Below are 17,065 nucleotides of genomic sequence, written 5' to 3' on the forward strand. Positions count from 1 at the left end.
CGTATCCCCTTGCTTCTTACTTCTTCGCCGCGGGCGCTTTTGCCTTTGCCGCGGGCGCTTTTGCCTTCGCCGCAGGCGCTTTTTCCTTCGCCGCAGGCGATTTTTCCTTGGCCGCAGGCGCTTTTGCCGTCTCCGCGGGCGCTTTTGCCGTCGCCGCGGGCGCTTTTGCCTTCGCTGCGGCCTTCTGTGGCTTGCGTTCCGCCCCTGGCAACAACACCTCATTGATCCGAAGGACGGTTTCGGACTGACGATGGCCGTGCATCCTGCGGTAATTCTGGCGCCGTTTTTTCTTGAAAACGAGTATCTTGTCGGCCCTGCCCTGTTCAAGAATCGTCGCCGTCACAAGCGCGCCTTCAAGAAGGGGGGTGCCAAGGGTCGTCGCCTTGCCGTCGCCGATCATAAGAACATCGCCAAACTCGATAAAACCGCCCTCTTCTCCAGGCAGTTTTTCGACGGTAATCACGTCGTTCGCCGAAACCCGATATTGTTTTCCGCCAGTGCGTAGTACTGCGTACATAAGAAATCCGCTCTTCAGCCGGATGAGGGTGATTTTATGGAATGTCCGGAAGCCGCGGGAATATACCGCGCGACCTAGAATTGTCAACGCTTTCCCCTGCCCTCCTCAATTATAACGGGGACGGGGAGCCTTGCAGGGAACCCCTGGCCCCGCTAGGCTCCCCCGCCCGGTAGGAGGGGTGCCAGAGTGGTCGATCGGGGCGGTCTCGAAAACCGTTGTGCCTTCGCGGGTACCGTGGGTTCGAATCCCACCCCCTCCGCCAGAATTATTGTTAAATATTAAGCCATTGGAAGCCCGAAACCCGCGCCGGAACTTAGCGTGAACGAAGTGCTGAAATCAGGAACTGCAAACCTCGTACTCAGCGATGCATGGCACCAAGAAATTGAACTTGCTTATGTCCACAACAATCAGGCCGAAGAGTTTTCACATTTGACGCGAAACTAAGCTCCGCATACGTTGGATTGGTGTGCTTTTTCTTGTGCGGAAACTTAGACTTTCATGCCCACCAACACTTCTCTAAGTGAGCAGATCGACCCTTTTAAGGTTGAACCGGGACCAGAGCTGGTTTTCGGGATCGTTGCGCCACTCGGAATCGATCTTAATCAGATGATCAAGATACTCCGAGATGAGCTTCAGCGAGTGGGCTATCAATCAACTTTGATTCGATTGAGTGACCTCCTGAATGAGGTCCAAGGGCTCAACACGAAATTGAAGAAGAAAGGGCCAGAGGACGAGCGAATACGTTCTTATATGAAAGCTGGCACAGAAGTCCGATCGCGTACAGAGGTAGGTGGGATCTTGGCCCGCTTAGCTGTCGCTGCCATTCAACGAGAACGTGAAAAGATTACAGGCTCCGCAACAAGGCCCGACACTAGGCGCGCGTTCATACTCCGATCATTGAAGCACAGAGACGAGATCCAGGATCTTCGAGACGTTTATGGCGACGGCTTTATCAGCATTTCTGCATATGCCCCAAAGCAGAAACGGGAATGGGACTTAACGAATCTGCTCGCGAAGTCTAAACCGGGTACTGATAAAGCGAAGCTCAAAACAATCGCTGCTAATCTGATAGAAACCGACGAAGCTGAAGAAGGAAAAGCTCTCGGACAGAACGTCGAAGGCGCATTCCCACTTGCAGATTGCTTTGTGGAGGCCAGCAACCGTAAAAGCCTGCGCGAGAACCTTCGTCGGTTCATCGAAATTTTGTTCGGGAATCATTTTCTGACGCCTTCGCGGGATGAATTTGGCATGTATCAGGCTGCCGCAACTGCGCGCAGATCAGCCGACCTCTCACGTCAAGTTGGTGCTGCACTGGCAACCAAAGAAGGTGAAATTATTGCGTTGGGCTGCAACGACACCCCTAAGTCAGGAGGCGGAGTTTATTGGAGTGGCGATGAGCCCGATGGCCGGGATTTTGAGTTGTTTGGTCACGATCCCAGCGAACAGGCAAAAAGGGAAATCTTTGCCGAGACGCTTGAAAGACTGAAGGAGGCCGGGCTTCTTAAGAAACAGTCACCCAAACGAGACTCTGGCAAGCTTGCAGACGATCTCCTTTCAGGGCAACTGAAGGGTGCCCAAATCACTAGTTTGTTGGAATTTGGTCGTGTCCTTCACGCAGAGATGGGGGCCATAACGGATGCCGCTCGGCGTGGAGTTCGAACAATGGACACGGTTCTGTACTGTACGGCCTTTCCTTGTCATCTGTGTGCTCGGCTGATTATAGCTTCCGGTATAACACGTGTTGTTTTCATTGAGCCTTATCCAAAAAGTAAAACACAGAATTTATATTCTGATTCCGTGATTGTAGATAAACTCGACCTCGTTGATGACAAGGTGAATTTTCAAGCCTTCGTCGGGGTTGCCCCGCAAAGATATGACCAACTTTTTCGAATGAATGGTAAGAGAAAGAAGCAAGGAGGTGAGGCCATTCATTGGGAGTCATCTGATGCCAGTCCGCGAGTACGGAGGTTTCAAGCAACCTATATCTCTATTGAGACAAACGTTGCGGCGGCGATTCCAAACTGGTTGCAGGGCGCGGGGCTTTCGTGGGAAAAGTAGACAGTGACTCGGGTAACACACAGGGGTGAGCTATGCAAAAGCGCGGTTGGTTGGGCCATCGAATAGAGGAATCTCGCAAAGAAATGGAGAACTGGCCCGACTGGATGAAGGAAACCGCTAAGTTTGAGGGATCAGCCCGCGAAGGCGAGGTCAGCACCTCGTCAGACTCAAGGGTGAGTTCTAAGAACAAAGCTATAGTTAAGGCTTCAGGCTGAACGTCACGCCGATTCGACGCTTTGCCGCAGGCGTTCTTTTCGCGGCCCTGTTTGCCTCGCCAGCTTTCGCCGAAACCATCCACATTGCCGGATCCACAACCGTCCTGCCGGTCGTCGCCATGGCGGCAAAGGCGTTCCGCAAAAACCATCCGGGCCTCACCCTTACGATTTCCGGTGGCGGATCCGGCGTTGGCATCGGTTCCATCCTTCAGCGCTCGGCACAGATCGGCATGGCTTCGCGTGCGTTGACGAAAACCGAAGTGCAGAAGCTGGCCGGAAACGCCGACGTCATCCCCATCGCCAGAGATGCGGTGGCGGTGGCCGTTTCCAAAGCCGTGTATGTCGGCGGCGTGCACCGGCTATCCCTGGCCCGGATTGCCGATATCTATCGCGGCAAGACACGCAACTGGAAGGCGCTTGGCGGTCCGGACGCGCCCATTCTGGTGATCGACAAGGAAATGTCGCGCGGCACCCGGCATGTCTTTGCGAAAGCCGTCCTGGGAAACGAGACGGCGCGCGCAAGCGGTGCCACAATCGTCGCCGGTTCCAACAACGAGGAGCGGACCCTGATCGCCCAAAGCGACAAGGCCATCGGCATGCTTTCCAATGCCTGGCTGAACGACGCGGTGCGCGCCATCGCCATCGGCGAGGCGGGCCATGCCATTTTGCCGACCCTTGAACATGTCCGCAACGGCAGCTATCCGATCCGCCGGACGTTAAACCTTCTGGTGCCGAAAAACGCCTCTCCCAAAACGCGCGCCTTCGTGGCCTTCCTTCTTTCTGTGGAGGGGCAGCGCCTCGTCGTACAAAGCGGCTATCTGCCCGTCCGGTGAACTGAATGCTGAATTTGTGGATACGCGGCGCAACCGCAACCGTTTTTCTGGCCGTTCTGGGAATGCTGGTCTTTTTGCTTGATGCCGCATGGCCGTCCTTTCAAGCCCATAGCCCCGGCGCCCTTTTTTCAAGCGAGTGGTATCCGTACGAGGGATTGTTCGGCCTGCTGCCCGCCGTCATCGGAAGCGCGTGGTCGGTGCTGATTGCGCTCGCGCTCGCCGTGCCAACCGGCCTTGCGGCGGCAATCCTGACCACGGAAATTCTCGAAGGCATCTGGTTCCGGGTCTTGCGCGTGGGCATGGAGATGCTGGCTGGCATTCCATCCATCGTCTACGGCCTGATCGGCCTGCATGTGCTGCTGCCCTGGCTGGAATTAACCTTCGATCTCTTGACCGGCCATAGCCTGCTTGCCGCCGGGCTGCTGCTGTTCGTCATGATTTTACCGACCATTATGGTCCTGTCCCAGGACGCCCTGATCAAGGTCGCCGCCACCCAGCGCGAAGCCGGCTTAAGCCTTGGCATGGATTGGACCGAACGCCTGTGCTTCGTGTTGCTGCCCCAGGCCTGGCCCGGCATCCGTTCAGGCATTCTGCTGGCTTTGGGCCGCGCCCTTGGTGAAACCATGGCCGTCATGCTGGTGGTCGGCTCCATGGACCGCATCCCCGACCCTTGGTACCGCCTGCTGGCACCGGCACAGACGTTGACCTCGCGCATCGGTCGCGAAATCGGCGAGGCCCCCTTCGGTTCCATCCATTTCTCGGCGTTGATGGCCTGTGGCCTGGTTCTGGCGATGCTTACCATTGGGTTGAGCCTGATGGCCCATGCCCGTATCCGGAAGGCCGCCTGATGGCTGCAAGCACACGCAACCGCCTAGCAAAACAACTAACGATCCTGCTGGCCCTGCCCGCAATCCTGTTGCCCGGTGCCGCCCTGGCCTTCCTCATCTATCAGGGGGTCACGGCGTGGCACTGGGACGCGATCACGGGAAGCGGGACCATGGAAACGCTGTGGCCGCAAATTGCAGGCTCCATGCTGTTGATGCTGGGCGCGTGTCTTCTGTCCGCGCCGTTGGCGCTAGGCGTGGCACTCTTCCACGCCTTGCGGGCGGGGAGGCGGCAACGGGCGTTGATGGATGGCTTGCTACATCTTCTTCAGGGCATTCCGCCAATCGTTTATGGCTTGTGCGGCCTGATCGTGCTGGTGCATCAGCTGCACTGGGGCGTTTCCCTGTTGACCGGAAGTATCATCCTTGCGCTTATTATCCTGCCGTTGCTGGTCTTGAACATGGTCCAGGCGCTTGAGCGCGTGCCGACCGAAAGGACCGTTTCAGCACGGTCATTGGGTCTGCCGGACAGCCATATTGTCTGGCGTGTCTGGCTGCCGGATGCGTGGCCTGCAATCTTGACGGGACTGATGCTCGCCATGGCAAGAACGCTCTCGGAAACCGCCCCGATCCTGTTCACGGCCACGGTGTTTTCCGGCGTTGTCTGGCCGGATTCGGTTTTTTCCCCGGTAACCAGCCTGCAAACACATATCTTCTATCTTGCCCAGGAAGGGGTCGACCCCCAGGCGCAGGATGCGGCATGGATGTCGGCCGTCATCTTGGTGGGACTGGTCATGGGCTTGAGCCTGCTGGCATCGGCCTTGCGCAATTTGAAGAGGACGCAATGAACATTCAGACAGGACCGGACCTATCCCGGAAACCAGCCCCTTGCGTCGTTTCACAAGGCACGCGCCTGCAAGTCTCGAATTTAAGCCTGACCCTGTCGGGAACGCCCATTTTGCAGGACATCTCTCTGGCTCTGCCGGAACACGGCATGACGACCCTGATGGGACCGTCGGGGGCCGGCAAAAGTTCGCTGCTGCGCTGCCTGAATCGTCTTTACGAAGATTGGCAGGGAGAGATCTGCATCCAGGACCAGAACATTCGCCAATGGCCGGGGGGGGCCGATGCCCTGCGCCGTGCCATCGGCCTGGTGCATCAAAAGCCAATTGTTTTTCCCTGTTCGATTCACGACAACATCCTGTTCGGGCTGCGCGGAAAGAACCGCCAGCAACGTCACCGCGATCTGGTCGAAAATTGCCTGCGCCAGGCAGCGCTGTGGGATGAAGTCCACCACCGTCAGCATGCGCCGGCCGAAACGCTTTCCATCGGTCAGCAGCAACGGCTTTGCATTGCGCGCGCCCTTGCCCTTTCCCCCGCCATCCTGTTGCTGGACGAGCCGACCGCTTCGCTGGACCCACGGTCCAAGCAGTTGATTGAAGCCTCCCTGCTTGCCCTGTCAAAGACCATGCCCGTCCTCTGCGTCACCCATGACATCGAGCAGGCCAAAAGGCTGGACGGGCAGAAAATCTTCATGTGCAACGGGCGCATCATCGAAAGCGGCTGGGGAAATTCTTTCTTTTCCCAGCCCCAGAAGGTCGAGACCCGCGAATTCCTGCGTTGGTCCGTTTGCGACTGCGATTAAAAAAACAACCCTCCAACGCCGCGGCCCAACCGCCGCCGCCAGAATTGCGACAGGCGGTTTGTTGCAACCGGCGCTTGCCCTTGCGGCATGCCTCCCACCTTGGCGCAGCCCTTCTAATTGCCGGCTGACCAAAGTTAAACAGGGTCCGTTTGACCACCCCGCCCTTTTCCACGCCAATCCGTTCACGGGTATTCATATTGTGCAACACGTTGAGATCGGAATTCCGGATCTTGACCGGACCCGGCTTAACGACTTGGGCCCACGGGGTGAATCGGCAATCCTTTTGCACAAGCATGCAATGGCCGCCATCGGGCTCTGCCCACCCCTTGCCGCCGACCAGTTTGCGTTGTGGTACCTTCAAAGCGGACTGCGTGCACCAAAAATTGCAGCCTTCCAGAATACGCGGCCGGCGACCGTACAAAGAGCGTAAGAATACGCTGACGCGGCTTACGCCTTTGCGAACGCTTTCGCCATCTCGCGCAGCTTGAATTTCTGAATTTTGCCACTTGGCGTATGGGGCATCGCGTCCAGGATTTCGAGCCGTTCCGGTAAATATTGTTTTGCCATCTTTTGTTCGCCAAGAAACGCCACCATGTCCTCAAAGCTCAGACGACACCCCTCTTTCAGGCTGACAAAGGCACAACCCAATTCGCCAAGCCTTGGGTCCGGTATGGCCACAACGGCCACTTCCTGGATAGCCGGGTGGCGGTAAAGGGTTTGTTCCACTTCCGCAACGGGTACGTTTTCGCCGCCGCGGATGATAATATCCTTGGAGCGGCCGGAGATCCGGATATAGCCGTCTTCGTTCATATAGGCGATGTCGCCAGTGTCAAACCAGCCTTCCGAATCCGTCCCGTACAGGTCCGGTTTTTTCAGATAGCCGACGAACGCACCCGGGCCGCGCGCCATCAGCTGCCCGGGTTCCCGCACGGGCAGCGTCGCGCCACTTTCCAGGTTGGTGATTTTGACATCGAACCCATCAAGGGGTGCGCCGTCCGTCGTGGCAGATTGCTCGCTGTCTGCCTCTGGCGGCACCGCCGTGGCCACACCTATCTCCGTCATTCCCCATGCCGAAATCACGCGCACGCCAAGTTTTTTCGTCGCCTGTTGCACAAGCACAGCCGGGATCGGTGCGCCGGCGCAGACAAATTTCCGGAACGTTTTGATGTCGTAGTTTTGAACGTCCGGCGTGTTCGTAAGATCGGCGAGGAACGGCGTCGCCCCCATCGAAAATGTCACGCCTTCCGCTTCGATCTGCTTCGCGCATTCCTCGGCGCTCCAGATATCCTGCAGCACACCCTTGGACTTCAGATAGATTGGCACCATCAGGCCGTAAAGAAAGCCGGTAAGATGGGCCAGGGGCGACGCCATCAGCACAACGTCCTTCTCCGTCAGCTCAAGCCCTTCGCAATAGGGCTTCACGCTTCCCATCAGGGTATTGGCCGTGTGCATGGCCCCCTTCGGTTGTCCGGTCGTGCCCGATGTGTACATAAGCAGGCTGACATCGTCAGGGACGGGGCGGCGCGCCTTGAAAAGCGCCGCCTTGTCCATTTTCGCGTCCAGCGCCGGATTTAAAAGCACGCGTTCAAATGCGTTCTCGCCGTCGCCGCCAATCACAAGCACATGCTCAAGCTTCGGAAGATCGCTGCGAAGCCCGGCCATCATTTCCGGGTAATCATGTTTGCGAAAATTGCGTGGCACGATCATCACTTTTGATTCCGCAAAGCCAACCATGTACGAAATTTCCCGCTCCCGAAAAATCGGCATCAGGGGATTGATCACGGCGCCGATGCGGGTTGTCGCCAGATAAATGGCGACAACTTCCCACCAGTTTGGCAACTGGATCGAAACAACGTCGTTTTTCTCTACACCAAGGGAAAGAAGGCCAAGGGCAATGCGGTCTGAAAGCGCCTGAAGCTCCTTAAAAGAAAGGACGGTCTTTTTCCCCGTCATCGAATTGAAATTTGACCAGGCAGTTTTGTCCGGCGTTGCCGCGACGGCTTCGTCGAGGTAATCGGTCAGCAGCTTGTTCGGCCAATGCCGTTTTGAGGCTTCGCTTTCCAGACGCCATTTTGGCAAAATCGGATTGAAATCCATCCCATTCCCTCTGCTAAAAAAATATGTCCGCCGCCAACAACGCCGAAAAAGCCCGCACCGGCCCATAAAACGGACGCAATTGCCCACATGCTAACGCGGGAAGAAAATCCGTCAAGGGTGTGTGCCACAACGCCGCGCTTTGCACGCCGGCGCGACAGGCCGGTTGACGAAAAGGCCCGTTTTCCCTGAAATGGTCCTCTTTTCAAAGTTCCAGGTGCCCACCTTGACCGCCATTTTGGCCTTTTTCCGTTCGCCTTACACCCTGCTGACGATTGCGATGTTTCTTTCGGCATCGAATCTGATCGTCGGCCGGGCGATGGTTGACCATGTGCCCCCCGTCGCCCTTTCCTTCTGGCGGTGGGCGGTGGCCTTTGCCTTTCTTCTGCCCATCGCCTGGCCGGCGCTGCGCAGCCAATACCGAATTCTCCTCGGCGCGTGGAAACTGCTTTGCCTTTTAGGCTTCCTCGGCATCGTCGGCGCCCTCACCCTCACCTATGCCGCCCTGCAATGGACAACGGCCACCAATGCCAGCCTCATCAATGCTTCCGTGCCGGCGCAGATTCCGATCCTCGCCTGGCTGATGTTCCGCGACCGCGTCACGCCGCGCCAGGCCCTGGGCATCGCGCTCACCATGTTCGGCGTTGCCATCATCGTCTTTCGTGGCGATTTGCGGATGCTTGGGACGGTTGATTTGGCCTGGGGCGACCCGCTGATCCTGCTCGTTACTCTTTTCTGGGCGCTTTATTCCGTGCTGCTGAAGCGTTTGCCAGGCGGGCTTCATCCAACCGGCGTGCTGGTCGCCGTGATCGCCTGCGGGCTGATCATGCTGCTGCCTTTCTATGTCGCAGAAATGGCAAGCGGCAAAAGCATGATCCTGGATGAGACCTCCATCGCCGCCATTCTTTACGTGGGCGTCTTCGCCGCCGCCGGTGGTTTTCTTTTCTGGCATTCCGGCGTTGCAAAAATCGGCCCGAACCGAACCGGGGTTTTCTTCAATCTGGTGCCCGTCTTTGGCTTGTTTCTGGCAATTACCTTTCTTGGTGAAACGCTTTACGCCTTTCACGTCGTTGGCGTACCCCTCATCTTCACCGGCATCTGGCTTGCAAGCTGGCTGCCCGGAAAGCGGGCATAAGACGCGGCTTTGGCTGGAAGCGTGCCGACGCAACACCTAAAGTGGCGCATCCCTGGTGAATGATGGAAAATAGGCCATGGCGGAATCGATCCCCCTTCTCGCGTTGACGCTTGTCCTCACCGGCGTGGTGACCGGGGTTGTCGCCGGTTTTCTTGGCGTCGGCGGTGGCATCGTCATCGTTCCGGTGCTGTACTTTCTATTCGCGGCCATCGGCGTGGATGAAAGCGTGCGCATGCATCAGGCGGTCGCCACCTCCCTTGCCACCTTTCTTCCTACGGCCAGCATGTCGGCCTATGCCCATCACCGCCGTGGCGGCGTCGATTTGGCGCTTTTGAAACGCTGGGGACTTTCGATCTTTCTCGGCGTCGTCCTGGGTGCCAGTGTCGGCAGCCTGATGAAAGGCACCGGCCTGACCGGCGCCTTTGCAACCCTCGCCCTTTTCGCAGCCGTCTATCTTTTCTTTGGACGCGCGGATTTTCGCATTGCCGACTGCCTGCCCGCCGGCCCCGGCCTGCACGCGGTCGGTGGCATCATCGGCGGCCTGTCGGCGATGATCGGCATCGGCGGCGGTACGATGAGCGTGCCTTTTTTAAGTGCGTTCGGCTATCCGATGCCGCGCGCCATCGGCACGGCGGCCGCGATCGGGCTGATCATCGGCGTGCCGGGGGCGGTCGTTTTCGCCATCTCCGGCTTCGATGCGCCGTTGCGCGCGCCCTATTCCCTTGGCTATGTCAGCCTTCCCGCCTTCGCAGCAATCTCTCTGGGCACGGTTTTCGCGGCCCCCTTCGGGGTGCGACTGACCCATGTGCTCCACCCCCAAATAGTGCGCCGGGTCTTCGCGCTTTTCCTGGTGGCGACGGCAATCCGCATGGTTTTGGGATTGCTGAATTAGGCGGAATGGGAGGCCACGTTCTTCATGCCGTGCGTGGCAACGCCTGATGGCTTCGCAATATTTCGGCGAAGGCGTCCACGGGCATCGGCCGGCCAAAATAGTAACCCTGGGCCTGCTCACAGCCCTCCTTCAGCAGCTGTGCAATCTGACCTTCCGTTTCCACGCCCTCGGCAATGACGCATAGGCCAAGGCTGCGCCCAAGCTGAACAATGGTTCGCACAATGGCTGTGTCCTGAACATTGTCGCAGATGTCACTGACGAAGGACCGGTCAATCTTGAGAACATCGACGGGGAAATTCTTCAAATGGTTGAGCGAGGAATAGCCCGTTCCGAAATCGTCGATGGCGATGCGAATGCCGCGTTCTTTCAACGCCCGCAAGATGCTTGCAATGCGCACCCGCTGATTTTCCGCGCCCACTTCTTCTGTGACTTCGAATTCCAGAAGCCGGGGGTCGACACCGGTTTCCTCAAGAATCCGGAAAACTATCTCTTCCAGATCGCCGTCCCGCAGCTGCGTCAGGGAAACGTTGATGCTAAGCCGTATCGGCGGCAGCCCCTGTTCCTGCCAGGCCACGATCTGTTCGCACGCGGCGCGAAGGACCCATTCGCCGATGGGCACAATCAGCCCGCTTCGCTCTGCAGCGCCTAAAAAATTTCCCGGCAGGGTCAGGCCGTGCGTTGGGTGATTCCAGCGAATAAGACATTCCGCGCCGATCAGCGCGCGCGTTGTGAGATCGATCTGCGGCTGATAATAGATTTCAAATTCGTTTTTCTCGATCGCCTGGCGAAGTTCGGATTCTTTGCGTTTGCGATCATGGATGCGCGCGTCCAGCTGCTTGTTGTAGTGGCGCCAATTGCCGGTGCCCTCGGCCTTTGCCTCATACAGCGCCATGTCGGCATTTTTAAGCAATTGATCCGGCTGAGTGTCGTCGCCTGGAAAACTACTGATGCCGATGCTGGTGCTGCTATGAACGGAATGGCCGTCCAGATCGAAGGGCGCCCTGAAAAGATCGAGGACCTTCTGGGCGACAATCCCAATGCTTTCAATCTGCTTCAGATTGGTGGCGATGATGACGAATTCGTCGCCGCCCAGCCTGGCGATAAAATCCGTCTCTCTCGCATTGGCTTGCAGCCGTTCCCCCACAAGCTTTAGCAATTCATCGCCGGTGCCATGGCCAAGCGTGTCGTTAACCTCGTTAAAACGATCCAAATCCAGCAACAGCACGGAAAGCCCCCGGCCCGTCCGTTTGGACTGGGCGACCGCGTCCGCCAGAGAGGCGTGGAACTGGACGCGGTTGGCAAGGCCCGTCAGGCTGTCATACTGGGCTAGGGTCTCGTACTTGGCCTCGCTATGCTCGGCGCGGTAAAGCGTCTGTTGCTGCATGCGCACAAGCTTTTCGTAAGCGATTTTCGCTTTTTCCTCGGCCAATTTACGTGCCGTGATGTCCCGGCAAAGGCCAACGAAGATGCGCCGGTTGTTCCGGTATATCTCGGTAATCGCCAAATCCATCGGAAATTCCATGCCGTCGCTGCGAAGGCCGACGACTTCGCGCCCAACACCGATGATTTTTGTTTCTCCGGTCTTCAGATAATTCCGGATAAAGCCGTCATGGTTTCCGCAATCCGGTTTGGGCATCAGCATGCGCACATTCTGGCCAATCATTTTTTCTTCGGCATAGCCGAAAATTCGTTCCGCAGCGGGGTTGAAGCTTTGCATGATGCCGCGTTCGTCGATCAGGAGAACGGCGTCAAAGACGCTGTCGACCACCGCGCGCCTATGCGTCGCGCTTTCCTCCACCCCCACGAAGACGGCGTGCATGTTGATCATCAACCCGGTCAGCACGCAGAGATAGCTTGCCTGCCTCAAAAGATGGGCGGCATCGAATGCCGCATCGAAGGGCTGGCCGGAGGACGCCATGAAAATTGCCTCCCCGACAAAGCTAAGGACCAGCGCCAGCACCAGCCAGTGTTCGAAGGCGCCGTGCTTCCACCCGCCTTTCCATAGATAGCCGCCAAGGGCCAACAGAAAGAAAAAGGCGGGCATGAATTCCACCGACCGATGGAAAAAATCTTCGGGGGGACCGGTGATGGGAAACGAAACGACCCCGAAGAACAGAACGCCCGCAAGCGCCAGGGCCGCAAGGACCAGATAGATCGCGCGCCCGCGAAGCCATGGCGCCTGCGCCTGCGTTTTTTCATGCCACCCCACAAGAACGCTTAGAAGAAGCAACGTGGAAAGAAACTGCTGCGGCGCCATCTGATCCCAGGGAACAAACGAAGGCAGGTCCGACGTAAAATACGTCGCAAAAAATACCGACGTTGCGACCACATGATACCCGTCAAGCAAGGCTGCCCCCAGGAACCCCACGCCGATGAAAAGAAATTTGTTATCGTTTTTCTTCGTATAAAAACGCACAAGCGCCATAACACCGACCATCAATGCCAGCGCCGCCGCAACGCTTTCCATGCCGGTGTGAAACACGGCGCTGCCTTGCCATTCCAAATCGCGCAGAAAAACGGCGCTGCCGATAAGGCCAAGGCCGACGCACCAGTAAATGGCCTGCCGCGTTTGCACCTTACGCCCGCCGCCGACGCGACCGGGCAAAGCATGCATCCCGATTGTTGCATTCCCCATGGTGGTTCCCGCTTGCCTTCTCACAAAGACGTTTCTCTCCCTGTCCGGAAAGCATGGCGGCGGACCGTTAAAATGCGGTTACGGTCGCACCATACTTAGGTAGGCATCCGAAGGGGTTGGTCCTTGCGCGCGCAGAAAAATTAAAGGCACGGAGAAAAAACAGAGGCAAAACCACCCCGGCCCGAAGGCCGCAGCGAACGGTCGTTTTTTCTTATCCATGAAAAATGGAGCGGGCGATGAGATTCGAACTCACGACTTCAACCTTGGCAAGGTTGCGCTCTACCCCTGAGCTACGCCCGCATGGTCCGGCCGGTTACCGGACACCGGGAGTGTAGGGAAAGCGCCGCTCAATTCAAGCCCGTTTGCCAATGCCCCCTGACACCGCCGCCGCGGACGGTGAAGGTCGTCAAAGGCCAGTCTTGCGCGATCACTACCAAACCCCCATCCTTTGTTATACTTTCCGCCATTCTCTTTTAACGAACCGGCCTGCTTTCGCCCCGGTTTCAAACGGAAGGACAAACACATCCAAATGGACCCGATTTCCAATTCGCCACCCCCCGGCAACGGCGCCGACAGCCCAATCATTGTTGAAACGAGCCCCCCGACCTTCGCCGCGGACGTGATTGAGCCTTCGAAAACGGCCCCGGTTTTCGTCTATTTCTGGGCGCCGAACCCGGCCTGCCAGCAATTCACGCCGCTGATTGAGCGCCTCGCACGCGAAGCTGGCGGCCAGACCCGGCTTGTCAAAATCAACGTTCAGATTTACCCGGAAGTCAGCCAGCAATTGCAGCTGCAAACGATCCCTTCGGTGCTGGTCTTCCAGAACGGCACGCCGGTGAACGGCTTTACAGGTCCGATACCGGAAGAAAATCTGCGCCAGTTTTTCAGCCGCATCCTTGGCGCGCCCGTCGAAGATCAAACGGCTGCCGCCCTGGAAGCGGCGCGCACCGCCCTGGACGCCGGCGACCCCGGCGTCGCCCAGGCCCATTATTCCGATATCCTGGGCCAAAATCCGGAACACGGGGATGCCATTGCCGGCCTCATCGAAACCTTCCTCGCCCTGGACGACCGGCCTGGCGCAAAAGCCTATCTGGAAGACGTGCCCAAAAAACTGCACGGCCACCCGGCCATCGCCAGCATGCGCGCGCGCCTTGAGCTGGCCGAGGCAGAGGCCCCGTCCGAATCAACCAACGCGCTTTTGGAAAAACTGGCCAAAAACCCGAAGGACCACGCGGCGCGCTACGATCTGGCCATGGCGCAATTTCGCACCGGCAATCGGGAGGACGCGATTGAATCGCTGCTTGATATCATTCGCCAGAACCGCGAATGGAACGACAACGCGGCGCGCACACAGCTTTTAAAGTTTTTCGAAGCCATCGGGCAGGAGGACCCCCTGACAGTTGCCGGACGGCGACAGCTTTCCTCCATCCTGTTTTCCTAAAATGTTTGGCGGCGACCTTCCGGAAGCGATCCCCATCTTTCCCCTTTCCGGAGCGTTGCTGCTGCCGCGCGGCGTGTTGCCGCTGACCATTTTCGAGCCGCGCTACCTGCGCATGGTCAGCAACGCCATGGCAAATGAACGCATGATCGGCATGATCCAGCCTTTGGTCACCGAAACACCCGCCGGCAAACCCGATCTCTATCAAACGGGGTGCGTCGGTCGCATCACCGCCTTTAACGAGACGGAGGGCGGGCATTTCCTGATTATGCTGACAGGCGTAAGCCGCTTTGATATCGCGCGCGAATTGCCCGAACACGACGGCTATCGCCGCGTTATCGCCGATTATTCCCGTTTTTCCGAAGACCCTAAGCCGGAACCCACCGATCAGATTGATCGCAGCCACCTGCTGGACGTGCTACGCCTTTTTATCAAACGAAACGCGGTTGAGGTGGAATGGGAGGCCGTCACGGCATTGGCGGACGAGCCGCTTGTGATCTCGCTGACCATGACATGCCCGTTCGCCGCGAATGAGAAACAGGCCCTGCTTGAATGTCAAAGCCTTGCCGAACGAAGCCGGGTGCTGACAACGCTGCTGGAAATGACGTTGCTTGCCCCCGACCTTGGCGTAAACGCGCAACCGAATTAGGAAAGGAAGTCCGATGGCTACGAAAAAAGCCGGCGTCGATCCAAAGCTTCTGGAAATTCTCGTCTGCCCGTTGACGAAGGGGCCGCTGCGCCTGGACGTCGAACGCCAGGAACTGATTAGCGACCGGGCGAAGCTTGCCTATCCCATTCGTGACGGCATCCCGGTCATGCTGGTGGATGCGGCGCGCAGCCTCGAAGAAAGCGAAGCCCGGTCCTGACGCCAGAACCGCATATCCGTTGCGCCTAAAGAGGTTCGCCGCGCATAAGACGCGGGCCCTTTTCCCAACCGCCCCGGGGCATGCCCATCGCATGACGCATAAGGCGGCGCTTTAACGGTGCCAGCCGGTTGACGATGGCAAGGCCCATGTCGCGCACCCGGCGAACCGGTTTTACGTCGTTCGAGAAAAGACGGTTAATGCCATCGGTCATCGCCGCCATCATGAAATTATCGAAACGGCGAAGCTGCTGGTAACGTTCGAGATGGGCGCCGGCGCCTAGATCCAGACCCAGACGGTGCGCATCGACAAGGCATTCCGCCAGGGCAGCGACATCCCGAAAACCAAGATTGACCCCCTGGCCGGCAATCGGGTGAATCCCATGGGCGGCGTCCCCGACAAGAACAAGCCGGTCGCTGAAATAGCGTTCGGCAAGGGTCAGCGACAGCGGATAAGCCCATCGCTGGCTTACAACCTCAAGGGTCCCCAAATAATCGCCAAAGCGGCTGCCAAGTTCACGAAGAAACGCACTGGAATCCAGCGCCATCAATTCCGGTGCCAGGGCGCGGCTTTCCGTCCAGACGATCGAAGACCGCTGATCGGTCATCGGCAAAATGGCAAACGGCCCCGCCGTCAGRAAATGTTCGACGGCGACGCCGTGATGGGGGCGCGCATGGYGCACCGTRCARACGATGGCCGTTTGTTTGTAATCCCAATGAAGGCAGCGCATGCCCGCTGCCTCGCGCATTGGTGAACGGCGGCCGTCGGCGGCGATGGCCAACGCGCCTTCAACCACGGCGCCCGATGCGAGATGGACGCGAACGCCATGGTCCTCGCGCTCAAGGCGCGTCACTTGCGCCGGCGCCACCAATTCCAGCGCCGGCACTTTCTCGGCACATTTCAGCAGCCCTTGGCGCATCACATGGTTTTCCAGAATATGGCCGAATGGCTCCGTGCCGATCTGGCTGTGGTCGTAATGAAGAAAGAGAGGCGAGGTGCCGTCCGCAACTCGGATATCAAGGATCGGTTCGGCCAAAGCCGCCACCTGCGGCCAGATTTCCAGCCCCTCCAGCACCCGGCGCGAAGCCCCGGCGATAGCCGACGTCCGCCCGTCAAACGTAGCGTCCCGCATTTTTGACGGCGCGTCCCGCTCAATCACGGCGGTCGCGATGCCGGCTTTCCCAAGAGCAATCCCAAGGGTCAGCCCGATGGGCCCACCGCCGATGATTACGACTTCCTTCCGATCCGTCATCCATTTTGCCTTTACCTGGGACGCTTTTCGCCGAAACCCCAACATCACTCCTGTTCCCGCCCTTGTCCAGCCGGACCTTGTGCTGCCGAGCCTTGCCCCAACGGGTTTTGTCCAGGCCCATGGCCGCCAAAATAAGCCTAATTTTTAGGCAGCCCGGCTTATTTGAATAAAAATTATGCGGTGTTTTTCCGCCGGAACGGTGCCGCCCGCCGCCATTTAAAAATTCGTCAATAAATTCAGTCGGTTCCTTGGCCTGCACGCTTCGGCACGGATCTTGAAAGATAGAAGGTCACGGGCCCATGCAAGCACAAGGAGCCGAAAAATGAAATTCATCATGGCCATCATTAAGCCCTTCAAGCTCGACGAGGCGCGTGAAGCCCTCACCGAGCTCGGCGTCCAGGGATTGACGGTTACCGAAGTCAAGGGATTCGGGCGCCAAAAGGGGCATACGGAAATCTATCGGGGAGCAGAATACGAAGTAAGTTTTCTGCCGAAAGTCAAAATCGAAGTTGCGCTTCCAGATGACCTCGTCGATCGAGCGATGGAAACGATCATGAAAGCTGCCCAGACGGATAAAATCGGCGACGGAAAAATTTTCGTCTTCGATCTTGAACAGGTTGTTCGCATCCGCACGGGCGAAACAAATGCTGAAGCATTGTAGGAG

Annotated in this window: 16 protein-coding genes and 2 tRNA genes; 13 read left to right on the top strand and 5 right to left on the bottom strand. The window is 57.9% G+C overall.

Going from position 1 to position 17,065, the window contains the following annotated elements:
- Positions 1-16 precede the first annotated feature (16 nt).
- Positions 17-517, bottom strand: coding sequence for a 50S ribosomal protein L21 (rplU, locus tag COA65_03050; GenBank protein PCJ60685.1), 501 nt, complete (start codon positions 515-517; stop codon positions 17-19).
- Positions 518-689: 172 nt separating this feature from the next.
- On the opposite strand from rplU, the gene COA65_03055 reads away from it, so the two are divergent.
- From COA65_03055 to COA65_03085, 7 genes are all read left to right on the top strand, one after another.
- Positions 690-779, top strand: a tRNA-Ser gene (locus tag COA65_03055).
- Positions 780-1,015: 236 nt separating this feature from the next.
- Positions 1,016-2,575, top strand: a complete 1,560-nt coding sequence (locus COA65_03060; GenBank protein PCJ60686.1) for a hypothetical protein — start codon at positions 1,016-1,018, stop codon at positions 2,573-2,575.
- A 226-nt stretch (positions 2,576-2,801) separates the two neighbouring features.
- Positions 2,802-3,623 carry a hypothetical protein gene (locus COA65_03065; protein PCJ60687.1) on the top strand — a complete coding sequence of 274 codons (822 nt, stop codon included), beginning with the start codon at positions 2,802-2,804 and terminating at the stop codon, positions 3,621-3,623.
- A gap of 5 nt (positions 3,624-3,628) precedes the next feature.
- Positions 3,629-4,471 carry a phosphate ABC transporter permease subunit PstC gene (gene pstC / locus COA65_03070; protein PCJ60688.1) on the top strand — a complete coding sequence of 281 codons (843 nt, stop codon included), beginning with the start codon at positions 3,629-3,631 and terminating at the stop codon, positions 4,469-4,471.
- The gene (locus tag COA65_03075; GenBank protein ID PCJ60689.1) at positions 4,471-5,295 is read left to right on the top strand and encodes a hypothetical protein; all 825 of its coding nucleotides are present in this window, start codon (positions 4,471-4,473) and stop codon (positions 5,293-5,295) included. The genes pstC and COA65_03075 overlap by 1 nt, the downstream gene beginning before the upstream one ends.
- The gene (locus COA65_03080; protein ID PCJ60690.1) at positions 5,292-6,092 is read left to right on the top strand and encodes a hypothetical protein; all 801 of its coding nucleotides are present in this window, start codon (positions 5,292-5,294) and stop codon (positions 6,090-6,092) included. The genes COA65_03075 and COA65_03080 overlap by 4 nt, the downstream gene beginning before the upstream one ends.
- Positions 6,093-6,291: 199 nt before the next feature.
- Positions 6,292-6,522 carry a hypothetical protein gene (locus COA65_03085; GenBank protein ID PCJ60691.1) on the top strand — a complete coding sequence of 77 codons (231 nt, stop codon included), beginning with the start codon at positions 6,292-6,294 and terminating at the stop codon, positions 6,520-6,522.
- Between the two features lie 17 nt (positions 6,523-6,539).
- On the opposite strand, the gene COA65_03090 is transcribed toward COA65_03085, so the two are convergent.
- Positions 6,540-8,189, bottom strand: coding sequence for a cyclohexanecarboxylate-CoA ligase (locus COA65_03090; protein PCJ60692.1), 1,650 nt, complete (start codon positions 8,187-8,189; stop codon positions 6,540-6,542).
- Positions 8,190-8,379: 190 nt separating this feature from the next.
- On the opposite strand from COA65_03090, the gene COA65_03095 reads away from it, so the two are divergent.
- Both COA65_03095 and COA65_03100 read left to right on the top strand, forming a co-directional pair.
- Positions 8,380-9,321 (top strand): EamA family transporter, encoded by a 942-nt coding sequence (locus COA65_03095; GenBank protein PCJ60693.1) that lies wholly within the window; start codon positions 8,380-8,382, stop codon positions 9,319-9,321.
- Positions 9,322-9,397: 76 nt separating this feature from the next.
- Complete coding sequence (locus tag COA65_03100; GenBank protein PCJ60694.1) at positions 9,398-10,213, top strand: hypothetical protein; 816 nt, start codon at positions 9,398-9,400, stop codon at positions 10,211-10,213.
- A 22-nt stretch (positions 10,214-10,235) separates the two neighbouring features.
- Here the strand turns inward: COA65_03100 and COA65_03105 are convergent, their stop codons facing one another.
- Both COA65_03105 and COA65_03110 read right to left on the bottom strand, forming a co-directional pair.
- Complete coding sequence (locus COA65_03105) at positions 10,236-12,848, bottom strand: hypothetical protein (protein ID PCJ60695.1); 2,613 nt, start codon at positions 12,846-12,848, stop codon at positions 10,236-10,238.
- 225 nt (positions 12,849-13,073) lie between these two features.
- Positions 13,074-13,148, bottom strand: a tRNA-Gly gene (locus tag COA65_03110).
- A gap of 229 nt (positions 13,149-13,377) precedes the next feature.
- On the opposite strand from COA65_03110, the gene COA65_03115 reads away from it, so the two are divergent.
- From COA65_03115 to COA65_03125, 3 genes are read left to right on the top strand one after another with little or no spacing between them, the layout of a single operon-like run.
- The gene (locus tag COA65_03115; GenBank protein PCJ60696.1) at positions 13,378-14,289 is read left to right on the top strand and encodes a co-chaperone YbbN; all 912 of its coding nucleotides are present in this window, start codon (positions 13,378-13,380) and stop codon (positions 14,287-14,289) included.
- Position 14,290: 1 nt separating this feature from the next.
- Entirely contained in the window at positions 14,291-14,935 is a 645-nt protein-coding gene (locus tag COA65_03120; GenBank protein PCJ60697.1) for a peptidase S16, read from the top strand.
- 13 nt (positions 14,936-14,948) lie between these two features.
- Positions 14,949-15,152: a hypothetical protein gene (locus tag COA65_03125; protein ID PCJ60698.1), complete on the top strand. Its 204-nt coding sequence runs from the start codon at positions 14,949-14,951 to the stop codon at positions 15,150-15,152.
- Positions 15,153-15,177: 25 nt separating this feature from the next.
- Here the strand turns inward: COA65_03125 and COA65_03130 are convergent, their stop codons facing one another.
- Complete coding sequence (locus COA65_03130; protein ID PCJ60699.1) at positions 15,178-16,401, bottom strand: 2-octaprenyl-6-methoxyphenyl hydroxylase; 1,224 nt, start codon at positions 16,399-16,401, stop codon at positions 15,178-15,180.
- A 322-nt stretch (positions 16,402-16,723) separates the two neighbouring features.
- On the opposite strand from COA65_03130, the gene COA65_03135 reads away from it, so the two are divergent.
- On the top strand, positions 16,724-17,062 hold the full coding sequence (locus COA65_03135) for a transcriptional regulator (GenBank protein ID PCJ60700.1): 339 nt from the start codon (positions 16,724-16,726) through the stop codon (positions 17,060-17,062).
- The last annotated feature ends 3 nt before the right edge of the window (positions 17,063-17,065 follow it).

The organism is Rhodospirillaceae bacterium (assembly GCA_002746255.1).
Lineage (GTDB): Bacteria > Pseudomonadota > Alphaproteobacteria.